This is a genomic window from Pseudomonas sp. GYB4201, assembly GCF_056312595.1.
This window is the reverse complement of the sequence record NZ_JBWGIG010000042.1, coordinates 34,199-53,325: the sequence shown is the minus strand read 5'-3', so window position 1 is coordinate 53,325 and position 19,127 is coordinate 34,199. Positions and strand designations below refer to the sequence as shown.

The following is a 19,127-nucleotide window of genomic DNA, read 5'->3' as shown; positions in this document are numbered from 1 at the left end:
CGTAGCAGCGGCCGCAGGCCGCGTCCAAGGCCTAAAACATCAAATACCAGAACATCGCCACCTCGCTGGTCTGCGGGTCGATGCCGCGGTAGCGCAGGTGGTCGATGCCGCCCAGCTCGAAGCCAAAGCCTTCATACAATCGGCACGCCGCCAGGTTGTTGTTCTGGGTCTCCAGCATGATCCCCGGCAGACGCTTCTTGCGCGCCCACCACTGCGTCACCCCCAGCAAGGCGCGGGCCACGCCATGGCGGCGGGCCGGGGCGTGCACCGCCAGTTCGTCGACGTGGGCCAGGCCGTTCCAGTTGGTGCTCACCACCACGTGCCCCACCGGGCGGCCGTCCAGCCAGGCGACGAAAATCGCGCTGTCGTCCTTGTCGCGGTAGCTGCGGAACTCGTCCGGGTCGATGCCGTAGCACTTCTGGTACGGCGCCACCGCCTGCACCGGCCACTGGGCCACGGGCTTGCCGATCTGCGGGCACGCATAACCGCGCACCTCGAAGGCGTATTCGCTGTCCAGCACATAGGGCGCGAAGGCGTCATCCGCCAGGCGCACGGCAATGGCCGGGTTGACCGTACTCATGACTTCTCGGTCTCCTTGATGCAGTCGACCGTGTAAGGGCCGTATTCGTGTTGCAAGCCGTGCACGTCGGCGACAAAGCCGGGGAAGCCCTGGTCGAACGCGCGGGCGAAGGCCAGGTAGTCGATCACCGAACGCGTGGAATCGCTGAAGCGCTCCCCCGGCATGATCAACGGGATGCCCGGCGGGTAAGGCACCAGCATGACCGCTGCGATGCGCCCCGGCAACTCGTCTATGGGCACGGCTTCCACTTCACCGCGCACCAGCGCGTCGTAGGCGTCGGCCGGGCTCATGGCCGCTTCGGGCAAGGTCGTGTACATGCGCTTGAGGTGCTTGGCCGTGGCGTTGCTGCGGTAGCAGCCGTGCAGCTGGTCGCACAGGTCGCGCAGGCCCATGCCCTGGTAGCGCACCGGGTCCAGGCGCGCCACGCAGGGCAGGCACTGCATCAGTTCGACGTTGGCGTCGTAGCTGCGCTTGAACTCCAGCAGCTCAGTGAGCAGCGTGCTCCACTTGCCTTTGGTAATGCCCATGGAGAACAGCACCAGGAACGAATACAGCCCGGTCTTCTCCACCACCAGCCCGCGCTCCCAGAGGAACTTGCTGACCACTGCCGCCGGTATGCCGTGCTCGCTCAAGGCGCCCGAGGCGGTCAGCCCCGGCATCACCAGGGTCACCTTGATGGGGTCGAGCAGCACATAGTCCTCGGCCACCTCGCCGAAGCCGTGCCAGTCGGCCTCGGGCGCCAGCAGCCAGTCGCCGGTGCTGACCTGCTCCGCGCCCTCCACCCCCGGCGGCTGCCAGATGCTGAACCACCAGTCATCGGCGCCGAACGACTGGCGCAGGTTGGCCAGGGCACGCCTGAAGCTCAAGGCCTCGTCGAACATTTCCTGCAACAGCGAGCGCCCGGCCGGGCCTTCCATCATCGCCGAGGCCACGTCCAGCGAGGCGATGATGCTGTACTGCGGCGAGGTAGAGATGTGCATCATGAAGGCTTCGTTGAAGCGGTCGCGGTCCAGTTGGCGCAGGCCGCCGTCCTGCACGTGGATCATCGATGCCTGGCTGAACGCGGCCATCAACTTGTGGGTGGAGTGGGTGCTGAACACCAGCGGGCTGTCGTCGTTGCGGGTGGTGCCCATGCCGTAGCGGCCGGCGAAGAACTCATGGAAGGCGGCATAGGCGTACCAGGCCTCGTCGAAATGCAGCACCTCGACGCTGCTGCCCAGGGTCCGCTTGATCAGCTCGGCGTTGTAGCACAGGCCGTCGTAGGTGGAGTTGGTGACCACCGCCAGCTTGACCTTGGGCGGCCGCCCGCGCGTGAGCGGGTTGGCGGCGATCTTGGCCTGGATCGACCCCGGGCTGAACTCGCCCAGGGGAATGGGGCCGATGATGCCCAGTTCATTGCGCTCCGGCGTCAGGTACAGCGGGATGGCGCCGGTCATGATGATGGCGTGCAGCACCGACTTGTGGCAGTTGCGGTCCACCAGCACCAGGTCGCCGCGGGCGACGGTGGCGTGCCAGACGATCTTGTTGGCGGTGGAGGTGCCATTGATGACGAAAAAGGTGTGGTCGGCGCCGAAGTTGCGCGCGGCCCGCGCTTCGGCCTCGGCCAGCGGCCCGGTGTGGTCGAGCAGCGACCCAAGCTCGGGCACCGACACCGACAGGTCCGAGCGCAGGGTGTTTTCCCCGAAGAACTGGTGGAACGCCTGGCCCACCGGGCTCTTGCGGTAGGCCACGCCACCGCCGTGGCCGGGGGTATGCCAGGAATAGTTGGATTGCGCGGTGTGCTGCACCAGCGCCTTGAAGAACGGTGGCAGCAGGCCATCCAGGTAATTGCGCGCAGCGCGGGCGACCTGCCGGGCCAGGAACGGCACGGTGTCTTCGAACAGGTAAAGGATGCCACGCAGCTGGTTGAGTTCGCTCAAGGCATCGGCCGAGGCGTTCTCCAGCGTCACCTGCTCGCCCAGGGCGAAAATCGGCAGGTTTGGCGCGCGCACCCGCGCCAGGCGAATCAGCGTCACCATGTTCTTCAGCAGGTGGGTGTGCTCGCCGGCGCCCTCGGCGGCAATCAGCATGCAGGCCAGGCCATGGTGGGTGGCCGCCACCAGCCGCGCTTCGGCGTCGTCGGTGGCCAGCAGGATGCTGAATCCTTCCTGCTCCAGTTCCTGGGCAATGCCCCGCACCCGCGCGCCGGCCACGGTGTCGGCCTTGACGTCGCGGTGCACGATCAGCACGGGAAACTTCAGGTCTTTGTACATCGCAGGCAGCCCCGAGACGGCCGCAAAAAGGCGGCCCATGGTCTCAGGGTAGAAGGTTGGCGGCCTGCGTGTCAGGCAAGACGGTGCGGGTGTAATAAAAGGTCGCCCCTGGATAATTCAGGGGCAAAGCGCTATCAGGCGGGTGCGCCCTGCTCCGCTTCCAGCAGCTGGCTCCACAGCGCCGGGGCACCGGCCGACTTGGCGATGATTGCCAGGCGCGCCTCGTGCTCGGCCAGCTCGGCCTCGCTGGCGCGAATCACCGGGGCGTGGCGGCGGTCGGCGGGCAGGCGGCGAATTTCGCTACCCTGGTTGCCCGAGCCGTCGCCGGCGCCGTCGCTGGAGTTGCCAGCCAGCGACAGGCTGGTCTGGCCACCGGTCATGGCCAGGTAGACGTCCGCCAGAATCTCGGAGTCGAGCAACGCGCCGTGCAGTTCACGGCCGGAGTTGTCTACGCCATAGCGCTTGCACAGGGCGTCGAGGCTGTTGCGCTGGCCGGGGTGGCGCTCACGGGCCATGGCCAGGGTGTCGAGCACCGTGCAATAAGTGGTGACGTCGGCCCGGTCCTGCTGGCCCATCAAGGCGAATTCGTTGTTGATGAAACCAACGTCGAACGCCGCGTTGTGGATGATCAGCTCGGCGCCCTTGATGAACTCGAAGAACTCCTCGGCCACCTCGGCAAAGCGTGGCTTGCCGATCAGGAACTGGTCGGTGATGCCGTGCACGCCGATCGCGCCTTCGTCGCTTGAGCGGTCCGGCTGCAAATAGACGTGGAAATTGCGCCCGGTCAGGCGCCGGCCGATGACTTCGACACAACCGATTTCGATGATCCGGTGACCATCGGTGACCGGCATGCCGGTGGTTTCAGTATCGAGGACTACGTATCTCGTCGCCATGGGTGCAACACTCTCGTCATTTCAACAGCGGGGACAGCCGCGCACTTTAGCATAAGTGGGGGCTGTTAGAGGTGTCGCGGTGCGTCCATTGCCTTGTGCAGGATCCGCACAATGGCGATGCCATAAATCTGTACCGTCAGGTAGACCGTATGATGCTCGATCGTGATAAGGCGGTAAGCCTCTCGAATTTCATTGCACGCCCTTGCTTTGGATGGACGAGCTGCCAAGTCACCGAACGCTCGTGTCAGTGCATCTGTGTAAGCGTTGGCCTGCTCAACGCCCCACCGTTGCTCCGTGTACCGCCATATGCCTTCGAGATCCGCCACGGCAGCTGGCGTCAGACGATATTCAGGCACGTGTGGTGGTCATTCTTTGCTTGAACGCTTCGGCGTCGAAGGGCTGAGGCTCTCCGCTGGCCTCACCGACAATGAGCGCGGCACGAATGGCGTCGCGACTATGCCGATATTCCTGCTCGCGACGAATGAGGTCGCGGATGCATTCACTGTCATTGGTGTATAACCCAGAATCAATCTGGGCCTTGATCCAGCTGTCCTGCGCGTCGGTCAGGGTGATGGTTTTGCGTACCGTGGCCATGATTTCACCTAAGGGTCTGAGTCTGCTGTCGCAGATTATCATACTATTGGTGCAGTCTTGTGCGCGGAGTGTGGAGATGTTTGTTGAAGTCACGATGGCGCTTCCCGTTTGTCAGGCGTCGAGCCTACCAATCAGGGACAGCCAGGCAACGATTGCTTTGTTAGAGGAGATGTCTCCGTAGCAGCTGCCACCAGGCGGCGCCCAAGGCCGGTAGCCGTCTCCACAAGTGCAGCACCAGCAAAAATACCGCATATTATCGCCCTCGCCCGCCCAACCCATGGAGACCCGCGTGGCCAACACATTCAACCTGGACACCGTCCACGACCGCCACAACACCGGCAGCACCAAGTGGAGCCGCTTCCCCGCCGACGTGCTGCCCATGTGGGTGGCCGACATGGACTTCGCCGTGGCACCGGGCATTGTCCAGGCCCTGCAGGATCGCCTGATGCACCCGATGCTGGGCTACAGCGTGGCCCAGGACAGCCTGCGCGGTACTCTGGTCAAGGCCCTGCGCGAGCTGTTCGACTGGCAGGTGGCGCCCGAGGAGCTGGTGTTCCTGCCCGGCGTGGAAGGCGGCGTGAACATGGCGCTCAATGGCCTGCTGGCACCCGGCGCCGGGGTGGTGGTGCAGACGCCCAACTACCGACCGCTGCTGAACGCCGCCGGGCACTGGAACCTGCCACGCATCGACCTGCCGTTCCACGTGGACGCCAACGGCCTGTACCCCACTGACCTGAAGGCGCTGGACCAGGCCCTGGGCCAGGCCGGGGCGATGATCCTCAGCAACCCGCACAACCCGCTGGGCAAGGTGTTCGAACGCGCCGAACTGCAGGCCATCGCCGACGCCTGCGTGGCCCACGACACCCTGCTGATCAGCGACGAGATCCACGCGCAGATCCTGTTCGACGGGCGCAAGCACATTCCCATCGCCAGCCTGAACGATGACATCGCCCAGCGCACCATCACCCTGATGTCGGCCACCAAGGCGTTCAACATCGCCGGCATGAAGAACGCCTTCGCGGTGATCAAGAGCCCCTCGCTGCGCCACCGCTTCAACAACGCGCGGCTGGGCATGGTCGACAGCGTCAGCACCCTGGGCCTGGTGGCCACCGAGGCGGCCTTCACCCATGGCGGCGCATGGCTGGCCGAGGTGACCGCCTACCTGCAGGCCAACCGCGACTACCTGGCCAACGCCGTGGCCACCCGGCTGCCGGGCGTGACCATGACGCTGCCACAAGGCACCTACCTGGCGTGGCTGGACTGCACGGCGCTGGGGCTGAACGACCCGCACGCCTTCTTCCTCAAGGAAGCCAAGGTGGGGCTGAGCCCAGGCACCGATTTCGATGACGCGGTGGGTGGGCAGTTCGTGCGCTTGAACTTCGGTTGCCCGCGGGCGCTGCTGGAGGAAGGGATTGCCCGGATGGAGCGGGCGCTGAAGGCCCGCTAGGCATCACGCAATCTGTAGCCGCTGCCGAAGGCTGCGCTGGCCCGGTGCCTCACTGGGAGCCTGCAGTGTACTCGGGGGCCAGCGCAGCCTGGCGGCAGCGGCTACGGGTTCGAACGTCAGCGCTTGAGCGCGCGAACCTCATCCACCCCACGGTTCGCCAGCTGGTCCGCCCGCTCGTTGCCATGGTGGCCCGTATGGCCGCGTACCCATTTCCAGGTCACGGTGTGGCGCCCCACCTGCTCATCCAGCAGTTGCCACAGGTCGGCGTTCTTCACCGGCTGCTTGGCGGCGGTCTTCCAGCCGCGCTTCTTCCAGTTGACCATCCACTCGTTGATGCCCTTCATCACGTACTCGGAGTCGGTCACCAGCAGCACCTCGCAAGGGCGCTTGAGTTCTTCCAGGCCGCGGATGGCCGCCATCAGCTCCATGCGGTTGTTGGTGGTGGCCGCCTCGCCGCCCCACAGTTCCTTTTCCACGCCCTTGCATACCAGCAGGGCGCCCCAGCCACCGACGCCCGGGTTGCCCTTGCAGGCGCCGTCGGTGAAGATTTCAACGCTATCGCTCATTACTACCTATCCGTCGATGTCAGGGTTCGCTGTTGCGTCGATTGACCTTGGCCATCGGCAACGGAATCAACTTGCCCATGGGTTCGCGACGCACCTGGCGCAGCGGGCGCAGGCCCACCACCAGTTTGCGCGCGACCAATATATAGAAGCCGCCACCGGCACTTTGCCAGTGGCCGGCGCGGCGCTCCCAGCCGGCCAGGCGTGCCTGCCAGGCGGGGGACGCAAGCGGCGGACGATAGCACCCGAACCGGCGTTTCTCCAGCGCAAAGCCCAGCAGGTTGAGCCAGTCACCCACCCGCGAGGCGGAAAAACAGCGCGCCTTGCGCAGGGCATCATGGGCGAAGGCACGGCGCAGGCCCCAGGCGCTCCAGGGGTTGATGCCGACGATGATCAGGTGGCCGCCGGGACGCACGGCGCTGGCCGCCTCGCGCAGCAGCCCATGTGGCGACAGGCTGAAATCCAGGCCGTGCTGCAGCACCACCACGTCGGCGGCGTGCTCGCTCAACGGCCAGGCCTGTTCCTCGCAGACAATCTCCACCCCCGGCAGCGGCGCGCCCAGGCGTACGTTGCGCTGCACCTGCGGGGCCTGGGGTGGCAGCTGGGCGCTGGGGCCGTAATGCACCAGGTAGCCGCCGAAGAAACGGCCCAGCTCTTCCTCCAGCAACGCCTGCTCTTCAGTGAGCAGGAACTGGCCCAACGGGCCCTCGAACCAGTCCCTGGCCTGGCCGATCAACTCCAGCCACTCCGGGTCGGCCTGCGCAAACGCTTTATCGGTCATTGCCTTCTCCCATCGAAGAGGTTCACCAATAGCCCCAACAGGTTCTAAGATGCACCATTATTCAACGCTTAGCGAATCGCGCCATGATACAGATCGACGCACTGCCAGCCTTCACCGATAACTACCTGTGGTTGTTACAAGACGCTGCAAGCAAACGCTGCGCCGTGGTCGACCCGGGCGACGCCGCGCCGGTGCTGGCCTGGCTGGCCGCCCACCCGGGCTGGCAGTTGAGCGACATCCTGGTCACCCACCACCACCACGACCACGTCGGCGGCGTGGCCGAGCTCAAGCAGGCCACCGGCGCCACGGTGTACGGCCCCGCGAATGAAACCATCCCGGCCCGCGACGTGGCCCTGGACGACGGCGCCCGCATCGAGGTGCTGGGCCTGGGCTTCGACGTGATGGCCGTACCTGGCCACACCCTGGGCCACATCGCCTATTACCACGCCCAGGCAGAGACGCCGCTGCTGTTCTGCGGCGACACCCTGTTCGCCGGCGGTTGCGGCCGCCTGTTCGAGGGCACGCCTGCGCAGATGCATGATTCGCTCCAGCGCCTGGCCGCCCTGCCCGCCGCCACTGCGGTGTACTGCACCCACGAATACACCTTGAGCAACCTGCGCTTCGCCTGCGCGGTGGAACCGCAAAACCCGCAGCTTGCCCAACGTTTCGCTGACGTTACCGCCCTGCGCGAGCAAAATCGCATCACCCTGCCATCAAGCATGGCCCTGGAATTGCAGACCAACCCGTTTTTGCGTGTCAATGAAGCAGGTGTCAGAAAAAAAGCAGACGAACGGACAGGCGTCGTAAACCCTTCTCCCGTGGCCGTTTTTGCTGCGCTTAGGGCATGGAAAGATAAGTTCTAAAGCCCTCGCGCTTGCGTCCAAAAATTCTGAAAGGTTGACCCGGGGGTGGGCAGTTTCTAGAATCGCCCGACATTTTTGCCCGGATCACCTTCCCAGCCAATGTCGTCCAACACTCGAAAGCCCTTCAATTCAGACGCATTGACGCGGTTGGCACAGGCCATCGCGCTGACCCTGCCGGTGATTCTGGCGGGCTGCCAAAGCACGGGCCAGGTTCCGGATGCCGAGAGCGTCAGGCTGCACAGCCTGAACGCACGCATCAAGCAGAAACCCATCTTCCCGGATGCCCAACAGGCCCACCAGCAAGCGCCCCAGGACGTCTGGGAACGCATGCGCCAGGGCTTCCAGCTGCAGGATGGCGTGGCGGTGAACCCGCGGGTCGAGCAACAACGCCTGTGGTTCGTCAGCAACCCGTCCTTCCTGGAAAACGCCAGCGGCCGCGGCAGCCTGTACATGCACTACATCGTCGAGCGCCTGGAAGAACGCAACATGCCGCTGGAGCTGGCCCTGCTGCCAGTGATCGAAAGCGCCTACAACCCCATGGCCTATTCGCGCAGCGATGCCCGCGGGCTGTGGCAGTTCATCCCCTCCACCGGCCGTTACTTCAACCTGCGCCAGACCCGTTTCTACGACGGCCGCCGCGACGTGACCGCGTCCACCGCTGCCGCGCTGGACTACCTCAGCCGCCTGCACGACATGTTCAACGGCGACTGGCTGCTGGCCCTGGCCGCCTACAACGCCGGCGAAGGCACGGTCAGCCGTGCCATCGAGCGCAACGAGAAGCTGGGCCTGCCCACCGACTACTGGAACCTGCCCCTGCCCCAGGAAACCCGCGACTACGTGCCCAAGCTGCTGGCACTGTCGGAGCTGGTGATGTCCCCCGAGGCCTACGGCGTGAACCTCAACCCCATCGCCAACCAGCCGTATTTCGAGGTGGTGGAGGTCAACCAGCAGATGGACCTGGGCCGCGTCGCGGCGCTGGCCAACATCGACGAGGACGAGCTGTTCCAGCTCAACCCGGCCCTCAAGCAGCGCGTCACCGTGGACGGCCCCCAGCACCTGCTGGTGCCAACCGCCAAGGCCCACCTGCTGACGGAGAGCCTGGCCAAGATGGGCCCCGAGGAACTGCTGACCCTGGCGCCCAAGCGCAAGCTCGTCGAAGACGTGGCTCGCGTGGACATGCCGGCACGCCGCCGCACCTACAAGGTCAAGCGCGGTGACAACCTGGGCCTGATCGCCCGCGCCAACAAGGTTGACGTGAAAGACCTGCAGCACTGGAACAAGCTGTCGGGCATGCACCTGAAGGTCGGCCAGACCCTGGTGATGCAGGACAACAGCCGTCCTGCCACCAAGGCCCGTGGCAAGACCACCGCCGTGGCCAGCGCACGCACCAGCAAGGGCGGCAAGAGCGGCCAGGTCGCCACCCGCTACAAGATTCGCAAGGGCGATTCGCTGTACGTGGTGGCCCAGCGTTTCAACGTCGAGGTCAACCACCTCAAGCGCTGGAACCCCAACACCGCACGCGCGCTGAAGCCAGGCCAGACCCTGGTCGTCTACCGCGACCGCTGATACCCCCACATCCCCGTAGGAGCCGCGCTTGCGCGCGATGAGGCCGCGCCTGACACACCGCGGCGCTACCATCGCGACCAAGGTCGGCTCCTACGCGAAACCTTTTACGCAAGGCATCTCCATGACCACCGAAACCCCTGAAGCGCTCAAAGCCCGCAAACTCGCCCACCTCGACGCCGTGCTCGAAGCCCTGGCCGCCGAGACTCGCGACGTGTCCCGCGCCTTCTACCACGGCTGGGTGCTGTCCGCCGCCATGGAGCTGTGGGACCGCGGCGTGCTCAGCCAGCAAGAGCGGCTGGACATCGAAGCCAAGGTCAAGGCCATTACCCAACCTCCGGCCGCCACCGAGTAAGCCCGGCGGACTCTTCTTCAACCAGAGACAAACTGTTACTGTACCGGTAATAAATCGGATCTCTGACTTGATGCGTTCGCTCCTGCTCTCACTAGGCCTGGTCCTGAGCTGTCACGCTGGCGCGACGGTGTTCCAGAGCCATGGCTACGCCCAGTTCGGCACCCTCAAGTACCCGGCCAGCTTCACCCATTTCGACTGGGCCAACCCCCAGGCGCCCAAGGGCGGCACCCTGCGGGTGATGGCGTTCGGCACCTTCGACACGCTCAACCCCTACACCTTCAAGGGCAGCAGCCCGGTAAGCACGCCGAACTTCATCCAGTACGGCGTCAGCGAGCAGAACGAAACCCTGATGGTCGGCACCGGCCAGTACGACCCGTCCGGCGACGAGCCCACGTCCAGCTACGGGCTGATCGCCAAGAGCGTGGAATACAGCGAAGATCGCAGCTGGGTGGTGTTCAACCTGCGCCCCGAGGCGCACTTCAACGACGGCGTGCCGATCACCGCGCGCGACGTGGCCTTCTCCTACCGCACCCTGCTCAAGGAAGGCCACCCGCAGTACCGCACCAGCCTGCAGGAAGTGCAGCGCGTGGACATTCTCGGCCCCCAGCGCATCCGCTTCGTGTTCAAGCGCAGCGCCAACCCGCTGCTGATTTTGCGCATGGGCGAGCTGCCGGTGCTGCCCGAGCACTATTGGCAAGGCCGCGACTTCCAGGCCACCACCTTTGAGCCACCGGTCACCAGCGGCCCCTACCGCATCACCCAGGTGGTGCCGGGCCGGCGCCTGGTGTTCGAGCACGTCAAGGACTGGTGGGGCCAGGACCTGCCGGTGAACCGCGGCAAGTACAACTTCGACCGCGTGGAGGTGGAGTTCTACCGCGACAACGACGTGGCCTTCGAAGCCTTCAAGGCCGGCGAGTTCGACATCTACCTGGAACACCAGGCGAAGAACTGGGCCAACGGCTACAACTACCCCGCCGTGCTGCGCGGCGACGTGATCAAGGCGCAGATCCAGCACCAGATCCCCACCCAGACCCAGGGCCTGTTCTTCAACACCCGGCGCCCGGCCCTGGCCGATGTGCGCGTGCGCGAGGCCCTGGGCCTGCTGCTGGACTTCGAATGGACCAACAGCGCGCTGTTCAACGGCGCCTACCGCCGCGCCACCAGCTACTACCCCAACAGCGAATTCAGCGCCAGCGGCCTGCCCGCCGGCAAGGAGTTCCTGCTGCTGGCACCCTACCGTCAGCAACTGCCCGCCACGCTGTTCACCCAGCCGTACAACGTGCCCGTCACCCAGGGCCGCGGCATCGAGCGCGAGACCCTGCGCCGCGCCCTGGGGCTGTTGGCCGACGCCGGCTGGAAGCTCGACAGCCAGCGCCTGCTGAACGCCCAGGGGCAGCCGTTGCGCCTGGAGTTGCTGCTGGTGAACCCGGGGCTGGAAAGGATCCTGCAACCTTATGTCGAAAACCTTCGCGGCATCGGCATCGATGCGCGCTTGCGCACCGTCGACCGCGCCCAGTATAAGCAGCGGCTGGACCAATTCGACTTCGACATGATTCTGATGACCCTCAACCAGACCCTCAGCCCCGGCCTCGAGCAGTGGCAGTACTTCCACTCGAGCCAGGCGACGGTCAAGGGCAGCAAGAACTACGCCGGCATCGCCAACCCGGTGGTCGACCACCTGCTCGACGACCTGCTGGCCGCCCACAGCCGCGATGACCAGGTGGCCGCCGCGCGCGCCCTGGACCGCGTGCTGCTGTCCCAGCACTACATGATTCCCAATTGGTACCTGGACGCCCATCGTCTGGCCTACCGCAACCGTTTCGCTTTCGTCACCACGCCGCCCTATACCCTGGGCCTCAACACGTGGTGGCTCAAGCCTGTGGAGACCCACCCATGACGCGCCTACGCGCCCTGTTGCCGGCCGCCTGCGGGTTGCTGCTGAGCGGGCTGGCCTGCGCCGCCCCGCAGCACGCCGTGACCCTGTACAACGAGGCCCCCAAGTACCCGGCCGACTTCCAGCACTTCGACTACGTGAACCCCGACGCGCCCAAGGGCGGCACCTTCCGCAACGCCGCCTCGGGCGGCTTCGACAGTTTCAACCCGTTCATCAGCAAGGGCGTACCCGCCGACGACATCGGCCTGATCTACGACACCCTGGCGCGCCAGAGCCTGGACGAACCGCTGACCGAATACGGCCTGGTGGCCAAGACCATCGAGAAGGCCCCTGACAACAGCTGGGTGCGCTTCACCCTGCGCCCCGAGGCGCGCTTCCACGACGGCCAGCCCATGCGCGCCGACGACGTGGTGTTCACCTTCAACCTGCTGATGAAGGACGGCTCGCCGCTGTACCGCACCTACTACGCCGACGTCGCCAAGGTGGAAGCCGAAGACCCGCTGCACGTGCGCTTCGACTTCAAGACCCGCGACAACCGCGAGCTGCCGGTGATCCTCGGCCAGCTGCCGGTGCTGCCCAAGCACTACTGGGCCACCCGCGACTTCAGCCGCGCCAACCTCGAATTCCCCCTGGGCAGCGGCCCCTACAAGGTGGCGGCGGTGAATGCCGGGCGCTCGGTGCGCTACGAGCGGGTCAAGGACTACTGGGCCAAGGACCTGCCCATCAACCGCGGCTCGTACAACTTCGACGTGCTGACCACCGACTACTACCGCGACAACAACGTGGCCCTGGAAGCCCTGAAGGCCGGCGCCTTCGACTACTGGCTGGAGATGACCGCAAAGAACTGGGCCACCGCCTACGACGTGCCGGCAGTGCGCGAGAAACGCCTGATCCGCGAAGAGCTGCCCAACGGCAACCCGGTGGGCATGCAGGGCTTTGTCTTCAACCTGCGCCGGCCGCTGTTCCAGGACGTGCGCGTGCGCCAGGCGCTGGGCCTGCTGTTCGACTTCGAATGGAGCAACCGCCAGCTGTTCAACGGCGCCTACACGCGCACCGACAGCTACTTCGAAAACTCCGACCTGGCCTCCTCCGGCCTGCCGGACGCCGAAGAGCTGAAAATCCTCGAACCGTTGCGCGGCAAGGTCCCCGACGCGGTGTTCACCACGCCGTTCAAGAACCCGGTCACCGACGGCAGCGGCATGATCCGCGACCAGCAGCGCCAAGCCTACAAGCTCCTGCTGGAGGCTGGCTGGCACGTGGTCAACGACCGCATGGTGGACGCCAGCGGCAAGCCGGTGAGCATCGAGTTCCTGCTGGCCCAGCCCGAGTTCGAGCGCGTGCTGCTGCCCTACAAGCGCAACCTCGCCGACCTCGGCATCGAGCTGGTGCTGCGCCGCGTCGACGCCTCGCAGTACGTCACCCGCCGGCGCAACCGCGACTTCGACATGATGGTCTCAAGCTTCCCGCAGTCAGACTCGCCGGGCAACGAACAGCGCGAGTACTGGGAGTCGAGCAGCGCCGACCGCAGCGGCAGCTACAACATCATGGGCATCAAGGACCCCGCCGTGGACCAGCTCACCGAGAGCCTGATCAACGCCGACACCCGCAAGAGCCTGATCGCCCACTCCCACGCCCTCGACCGGGTACTACTGAACAACTACTACCTGGTGCCCAACTGGCATATCAAGACCTGGCGCGTGGCCTACTGGAACCACCTGGGCCACCCGGCCGTGTCGCCGCGCTATGACGTCGGCACCATGACCTGGTGGGCCAAGCCGGACGTCAAGCCGGCCATCCCCATTACCACCGACACCGACTCGCCCGGCAAGGAGCGCTGAGATGCTGGCCTATATCTGCAAGCGCCTGCTGCTGATCATCCCGACGCTGTTCGGCATCCTGATCATCAACTTCCTGATCATCCAGGCCGCCCCCGGCGGCCCGGTGGAGCAGGCCATCGCCAAGCTTGAAGGCTTCGAGGGCGCCACCAGCCGCTTCAGCGGCGGCGGCTCGGAGGTGTCCATGGGCGGCTCCAGCTACCGTGGCGCCCAGGGCCTGGACCCGGCGCTGATCAAGGAGATCGAAAAACAGTACGGCTTCGACAAGCCCGCGGGCGAGCGCCTGTGGATCATGATCAAGAACTACGCCCACTTCGACTTCGGCTCCAGCTTCTTCCGCGACGCCAAGGTCACCGACCTGATTCTGGAGAAGATGCCGGTCTCCATCTCGCTGGGGCTGTGGAGCACGCTGATCATGTACCTGGTGTCCATCCCCCTGGGCATCGCCAAGGCCACCCGCCACGGCAGCCACTTCGACGTGTGGACCAGCTCGGCGATCATCGTCGGCTACGCCATCCCGGCGTTCCTGTTCGCCATCCTGCTGATCGTGGTGTTCGCCGGCGGCAGCTACCTGGATTGGTTCCCGCTGCGCGGCCTGACCTCCAACAACTTCGACCAGCTGAGCCTGGGCGGCAAGGTGCTGGATTACTTCTGGCACCTGGCGCTGCCGGTGACGGCCCTGGTGATCGGCAACTTCGCCACCATGACCTTCCTGACCAAGAACAGCTTCCTCGACGAGATCGGCAAGCAGTACGTGGTCACCGCCAAGGCCAAGGGCCTGAGCAACAACCGCGTGCTCTACGGCCACGTGTTCCGCAACGCCATGCTGCTGGTGATCGCCGGCTTCCCTTCGGCGTTCATCGGCATCTTCTTCACCGGTTCCTTGCTGGTGGAGGTGATCTTTTCCCTCGACGGCCTCGGCCTGATGAGTTTCGAGGCCGCGGTGAACCGCGACTACCCGGTGGTCTTCGGCACCCTGTTCATCTTCACCCTGCTGGGGTTGCTGGTGAAACTGATCGGCGACCTGACCTACAGCCTGGTCGACCCACGCATCGACTTCGAACGCCGGGAGCACTGAGATGAGCCTTTCCCCCCTCAACGCCCGTCGCCTGCAGCGGTTCAAGGCCAACAAGCGCGGCTGGTGGTCGCTGTGGCTGTTCATGATTCTGTTCGTGGCCAGCCTTGGCGCCGAGCTGATCGCCAACGACAAGCCCTTGGCCGTGCACTACGACGGCAGCTGGTACTTCCCGGCGTTCCAGCGCTACCCGGAAACCACCTTCGGCGGTGAATTCCCGCTGGAGGCCAACTACAAGAGCCCGTACATCCAGCAGCTGCTCAAGGCCAAGGACAGCTGGACCCTGTGGGCGCCCATCCCGTTCAGCTACCAGAGCATCAACTACGACCTCAAGGTACCGGCGCCAGCGCCACCTTCCGCGCAGAACTGGCTGGGCACCGACGATCAGGGCCGCGACGTGCTCGCGCGGGTGATCTACGGCTTCCGCATCTCGGTGCTGTTCGCCCTGACCCTGACCATCCTCAGCTCCATCGTCGGCGTCATCGCCGGCGCCCTGCAGGGCTTCTACGGCGGCTGGGTGGACCTAGCCGGGCAGCGTTTCCTGGAGGTGTGGTCGGGGCTACCGGTGCTGTACCTGCTGATCATCCTGGCCAGCTTCGTGCAGCCCAACTTCTGGTGGCTGCTGGGCATCATGCTGCTGTTCTCGTGGATGAGCCTGGTGGACGTGGTGCGCGCCGAGTTCCTGCGCGGCCGCAACCTGGAGTACGTGCGCGCCGCCCGCGCCCTGGGCATGCGCGACGCCAGCATCATGTTCCAGCACATCCTGCCCAACGCCATGGTCTCGACCATGACCTTCATGCCGTTCATTCTCACCGGCGCCATCGGCACCCTCACCGCCCTCGACTTCCTGGGTTTCGGCCTGCCGGCCGGCTCGCCGTCGCTGGGCGAACTGGTGTCCCAGGGCAAGTCCAACCTGCAGGCGCCCTGGCTTGGCATCAGCGCCTTTGCCGTGCTGGCGTTGATGTTGAGCCTGCTGGTGTTCATCGGCGAAGCCGCCCGCGACGCGTTCGATCCAAGGAAATGACATGCACCCTGACAACCTGATCGAAATCCGCGACCTGGCGGTGCAATTCGACAACAACGAACGCTCGGCCCGGGTGGTGGAAGGCGTGAACTTCGACATCCGCCGCGGCGAGACCCTGGCGCTGGTGGGCGAAAGCGGCTCGGGCAAGTCGGTTACCGCGCACTCCATCCTGCGCCTGCTGCCCTACCCCATCGCCAGCCACCCCAGCGGCACGGTGACGTACGAGGGCCAGGACCTGCTGCACATGGACGAAAAGCGCCTGCGGCAGATTCGCGGCAACCGCATCGCCATGATCTTCCAGGAGCCCATGACCTCGCTGAACCCGCTGCACAGCATCGAGAAGCAGATCAACGAAGTGCTTGGCCTGCACAAGGGCCTCACCGGCAAGGCCGCCACCGCGCGTACCCTGGAGCTGCTGGAGATGGTCGGCATTCCCGAGCCGCGCCAGCGCCTCAAGGCCCTGCCCCATGAGCTGTCCGGCGGCCAACGGCAGCGCGTGATGATCGCCATGGCCCTGGCCAACGAGCCGCAACTGCTGATCGCCGACGAGCCCACCACCGCCCTCGACGTCACCGTGCAGCTGAAAATCCTCGAACTGCTCAAGTCCTTGCAGCAGCGCCTGGGCATGGCCCTGCTGCTGATTACCCACGACCTCAACCTGGTCAAGCGCGTGGCCCAGCGGGTGTGCGTGATGCAACAGGGCTGCATCGTTGAACAGGGCGACTGCGAGCAGTTGTTCAACCACCCGCAGCACCCCTACACCCGCGAACTGCTGGGCGCCGAACCGCGCGGCGAGCCGGCCGCCACCGTGGCGGGTGAGCCGATGCTGGAAGTCGACGACCTGAAGGTGTGGTTCCCGATCAAGAAAGGCCTGTTCAAACGCACCACCGACTACGTCAAGGCCGTGGACGGCATTCAGTTCAGCCTGCCGCGCGGGCAGACCCTGGGCATCGTCGGCGAAAGCGGCTCGGGCAAATCTACCCTGGGCCTGGCCATCCTGCGGCTGATCTCAAGCCAGGGCGCCATCCGCTTCCACGGCCAGCCGCTGGAGCGCCTCAACCGCGAACAGATACGCCCCCTGCGCCGGCAGATGCAGGTGGTATTCCAGGACCCGTTCGGTAGCCTCAGCCCGCGCATGAGCGTGGCGCAGATCGTTGGCGAGGGCTTGCGCATTCACGGCATCGGCACGCCTGCCGAGCAGGAAAAAGCCATCATCGAAGCGCTCCAGGAAGTGGGCCTCGACCCCGCCACCCGCCACCGTTACCCCCATGAATTCTCCGGCGGCCAACGCCAACGCATCGCCATCGCCCGGGCGCTGGTGCTCAAGCCGGCGCTGATATTGCTGGACGAACCCACCTCGGCGCTGGACCGTACGGTGCAGCGGCAGGTGGTGGAACTGTTGCGGTCGCTGCAGCTGAAATACAACCTCACCTACCTGTTCATCAGCCATGACCTGGCAGTAGTCAAGGCCTTGAGTCATCAGTTGGTGGTGATCAAGTCAGGCCAGGTGCTGGAGCAAGGCCCCGCAGCACAAGTGTTCTCAGCCCCGCAGCACCCCTACACCAAACAGCTGCTGAAAGCCGCCTTCATGGCGTAACCCGTAGCAGCGGCCAAAGGCCGCGTCCCGGGACGCCGCGGTGCCCCAGGTACTGCGTGACGCCCTCGGACGCGGCCTGCGGCCGCTGCTACGGGTTGTTTGCTGCGCCTTTCAACACGGCGTTTGTCGTTGCGAAGAAACTCCACCATTCCACCACACCCTGCGTAGCCGCTGCCGCAGGCTGCGCTGGCCCTGCGCTTCACGGAAAATCTCCAGACACCGGCCAGCGCAGCCTGGCGGCAGCGGCTACGGGTTGTGTGTCGCGCCTTTCAACACGGCGTCCAACAGCGCCTGCGCGCTTTCCACCGACTGCACCACCGACCACACCAGGCCCGGGCAACCGCAGCCGTTGTCTGTCAGTTCATACGCACTTTCATGAGCGCACTTGAGCAACAACGCCAACTGCGCCAGCGCCGTTTCCGCCTTCACGCCTGCGCGTACCTCGAACAGCGGTTCGTCGTTGTCGTCGAGGGGGCCGAAGGTACAACTGGCGGTGCGGGGATCTTGAAGGGATTCTGTAGCGGGGTGATCGAACGTGAGCTTATCCACTAAAACGCTTTCCTTGATCGGTGAAACCGTCCCGAGTCGCTACCAAACGAATAGGGTGGCGGCTGTTTGCAGGTTGGTAGACCGGGGATCAAGAAACCCGGCGCGCACAGGGGCGCCCCGCGCACAGCCGCCATGAAGCAGCGGTACTGACGCGCCTTGATCTGAGCCGGGCTACCAAACCCGATCGCTGAAGGGTTCAGCGACGAAGGGAGGGTATGGAGAGCAGCCGGCCTAAACAAGGCAGCGAGGCGATAATAGACGCTTCCTACGCGTAGGGGTTAGGCTGCCCACAGATTCGGCCATTTCGCCACATCCTGCGTAGCCGCTGCCGCAGGCTGCGTAAGGCAATGCGGTGGTGTGCCAGGCATGACGGATTGTTCACCCCCCAAAAATTGTGGGCGCAGCAACGGCACATTAAAACTAAGGCTGCCAAAATGTCAGGCATACTCCAAACTCATCAAGGGGATCATCCGCAATTTCGAACCGAAAAACCTTCTCCGGAAAACAGTCTGACAAAGCACGAGTCCAATGCCTGGTTATTTGCTCGGCAAATAGATGGTAGAGGCGATAATCTTCCTCAGAGAGACCCACCTTAAACACTGACCGTTCCGAAGAGCCCTCCCACTTTGAAAAAAAACTGATTAATTGAAATAACATTCTTGCGAACTGGCACATCTCTTCGTACAGGGGCTAACTCCCGATCACACACAATGCAGTAATAATTTGGTCTGGGTGATGTGCAAGCGGCACCCCCCAACCGCTAACTTCAAGCCCACCAAACTGACTATCGGTGTAAAACCACTCCTCTCCCTCATCAAATTCCAACCCTGTAAACTTCAAGAGATCAGCAACCAAACTCCCCAACCCTATTCCACCTGGCAGGACACCTTTATACACAAGCTCCCCCACTGACTCCCCGGGAAAACTAAAATCATACACTTTTACTGCGTAAACCTTACCCCCCCTGATAGAAATAGTGAGCGCAGGCGTCCCCGCATTCAACTTATTAATCAAACCCTCATCAAAGAGAGAGAATAGGTAACCACCATCCCCATTAGCATCGAGTTGAAAGCACTGTCCCTTCAACAGAGGAGCCCCATCGAATTTATAAGCAGCGGAGTGTTCGGAGAGCAAACGACTTGCCACAATTTTATCCACCACTGCAGCGTCAGCGCACAGCGGAATACCAGCAAGGGAAACAGATGGAACAATCGGGGCATTCCATGAAATTAAAAACTCGTTGGCATCGTTCACTCAGGTAC

At 64.4% G+C, this 19,127-nt stretch carries 18 protein-coding genes; 9 read left to right on the top strand and 9 right to left on the bottom strand.

Annotated features, from left to right (window positions below; all coding sequences use genetic code 11):
* Positions 1 to 31: 31 nt before the first annotated feature.
* The 5 genes from AC0Z2B_RS27715 to AC0Z2B_RS27695 form a co-directional block, all read right to left on the bottom strand.
* Entirely contained in the window at positions 32 to 580 is a 549-nt protein-coding gene (locus AC0Z2B_RS27715) for a GNAT family N-acetyltransferase (protein ID WP_416425306.1), read from the bottom strand.
* Positions 577 to 2,832: an Orn/Lys/Arg family decarboxylase gene (locus AC0Z2B_RS27710; protein ID WP_476300902.1), complete on the bottom strand. Its 2,256-nt coding sequence runs from the start codon at positions 2,830 to 2,832 to the stop codon at positions 577 to 579. Before AC0Z2B_RS27710 ends, AC0Z2B_RS27715 begins: the two co-directional genes overlap by 4 nt.
* Before the next feature lie 134 nt (positions 2,833 to 2,966).
* Positions 2,967 to 3,725: a DNA polymerase III subunit epsilon gene (gene dnaQ, locus AC0Z2B_RS27705; RefSeq protein ID WP_416425308.1), complete on the bottom strand. Its 759-nt coding sequence runs from the start codon at positions 3,723 to 3,725 to the stop codon at positions 2,967 to 2,969.
* A 65-nt stretch (positions 3,726 to 3,790) separates the two neighbouring features.
* Positions 3,791 to 4,081 (bottom strand): type II toxin-antitoxin system RelE/ParE family toxin, encoded by a 291-nt coding sequence (locus tag AC0Z2B_RS27700; RefSeq protein WP_476300901.1) that lies wholly within the window; start codon positions 4,079 to 4,081, stop codon positions 3,791 to 3,793.
* Positions 4,074 to 4,319, bottom strand: coding sequence for a type II toxin-antitoxin system ParD family antitoxin (locus AC0Z2B_RS27695; protein WP_416425310.1), 246 nt, complete (start codon positions 4,317 to 4,319; stop codon positions 4,074 to 4,076). Before AC0Z2B_RS27695 ends, AC0Z2B_RS27700 begins: the two co-directional genes overlap by 8 nt.
* Positions 4,320 to 4,596: 277 nt before the next feature.
* Between AC0Z2B_RS27695 and AC0Z2B_RS27690 the strand changes: the two genes are divergently transcribed.
* Positions 4,597 to 5,766, top strand: coding sequence for a MalY/PatB family protein (locus AC0Z2B_RS27690; protein ID WP_476300900.1), 1,170 nt, complete (start codon positions 4,597 to 4,599; stop codon positions 5,764 to 5,766).
* A gap of 116 nt (positions 5,767 to 5,882) precedes the next feature.
* On the opposite strand, the gene rnhA is transcribed toward AC0Z2B_RS27690, so the two are convergent.
* The gene (gene rnhA, locus AC0Z2B_RS27685) at positions 5,883 to 6,332 is read right to left on the bottom strand and encodes a ribonuclease HI (RefSeq protein WP_158153797.1); all 450 of its coding nucleotides are present in this window, start codon (positions 6,330 to 6,332) and stop codon (positions 5,883 to 5,885) included.
* Positions 6,333 to 6,351: 19 nt separating this feature from the next.
* Positions 6,352 to 7,110 carry a class I SAM-dependent methyltransferase gene (locus AC0Z2B_RS27680; RefSeq protein WP_416425313.1) on the bottom strand — a complete coding sequence of 253 codons (759 nt, stop codon included), beginning with the start codon at positions 7,108 to 7,110 and terminating at the stop codon, positions 6,352 to 6,354.
* 83 nt (positions 7,111 to 7,193) lie between these two features.
* Between AC0Z2B_RS27680 and gloB the strand changes: the two genes are divergently transcribed.
* From gloB to AC0Z2B_RS27640, 8 genes are all read left to right on the top strand, one after another.
* Positions 7,194 to 7,973 (top strand): hydroxyacylglutathione hydrolase, encoded by a 780-nt coding sequence (gene gloB, locus AC0Z2B_RS27675; RefSeq protein ID WP_476300899.1) that lies wholly within the window; start codon positions 7,194 to 7,196, stop codon positions 7,971 to 7,973.
* Positions 7,974 to 8,072: 99 nt separating this feature from the next.
* Positions 8,073 to 9,539 (top strand): transglycosylase SLT domain-containing protein, encoded by a 1,467-nt coding sequence (locus AC0Z2B_RS27670; protein ID WP_476300897.1) that lies wholly within the window; start codon positions 8,073 to 8,075, stop codon positions 9,537 to 9,539.
* Positions 9,540 to 9,660: 121 nt separating this feature from the next.
* The gene (locus AC0Z2B_RS27665; protein WP_416425316.1) at positions 9,661 to 9,891 is read left to right on the top strand and encodes a hypothetical protein; all 231 of its coding nucleotides are present in this window, start codon (positions 9,661 to 9,663) and stop codon (positions 9,889 to 9,891) included.
* A gap of 70 nt (positions 9,892 to 9,961) precedes the next feature.
* Complete coding sequence (locus AC0Z2B_RS27660; RefSeq protein ID WP_476300903.1) at positions 9,962 to 11,788, top strand: extracellular solute-binding protein; 1,827 nt, start codon at positions 9,962 to 9,964, stop codon at positions 11,786 to 11,788.
* The gene (locus AC0Z2B_RS27655) at positions 11,785 to 13,623 is read left to right on the top strand and encodes an extracellular solute-binding protein (RefSeq protein ID WP_476300896.1); all 1,839 of its coding nucleotides are present in this window, start codon (positions 11,785 to 11,787) and stop codon (positions 13,621 to 13,623) included. Before AC0Z2B_RS27660 ends, AC0Z2B_RS27655 begins: the two co-directional genes overlap by 4 nt.
* Before the next feature lies 1 nt (position 13,624).
* Complete coding sequence (locus tag AC0Z2B_RS27650) at positions 13,625 to 14,698, top strand: microcin C ABC transporter permease YejB (RefSeq protein WP_416425318.1); 1,074 nt, start codon at positions 13,625 to 13,627, stop codon at positions 14,696 to 14,698.
* 1 nt (position 14,699) lies between these two features.
* A complete protein-coding gene (locus tag AC0Z2B_RS27645) occupies positions 14,700 to 15,719 on the top strand; it encodes an ABC transporter permease (RefSeq protein ID WP_416425319.1) in 1,020 nt (339 codons plus the stop codon).
* A gap of 1 nt (position 15,720) precedes the next feature.
* The gene (locus AC0Z2B_RS27640; RefSeq protein ID WP_476300894.1) at positions 15,721 to 17,316 is read left to right on the top strand and encodes an ABC transporter ATP-binding protein; all 1,596 of its coding nucleotides are present in this window, start codon (positions 15,721 to 15,723) and stop codon (positions 17,314 to 17,316) included.
* A 246-nt stretch (positions 17,317 to 17,562) separates the two neighbouring features.
* On the opposite strand, the gene AC0Z2B_RS27635 is transcribed toward AC0Z2B_RS27640, so the two are convergent.
* Positions 17,563 to 17,865 carry a hypothetical protein gene (locus tag AC0Z2B_RS27635; protein ID WP_476300893.1) on the bottom strand — a complete coding sequence of 101 codons (303 nt, stop codon included), beginning with the start codon at positions 17,863 to 17,865 and terminating at the stop codon, positions 17,563 to 17,565.
* Between the two features lie 690 nt (positions 17,866 to 18,555).
* Positions 18,556 to 19,119: a hypothetical protein gene (locus tag AC0Z2B_RS27630; RefSeq protein WP_476300891.1), complete on the bottom strand. Its 564-nt coding sequence runs from the start codon at positions 19,117 to 19,119 to the stop codon at positions 18,556 to 18,558.
* Positions 19,120 to 19,127: the final 8 nt, after the last annotated feature.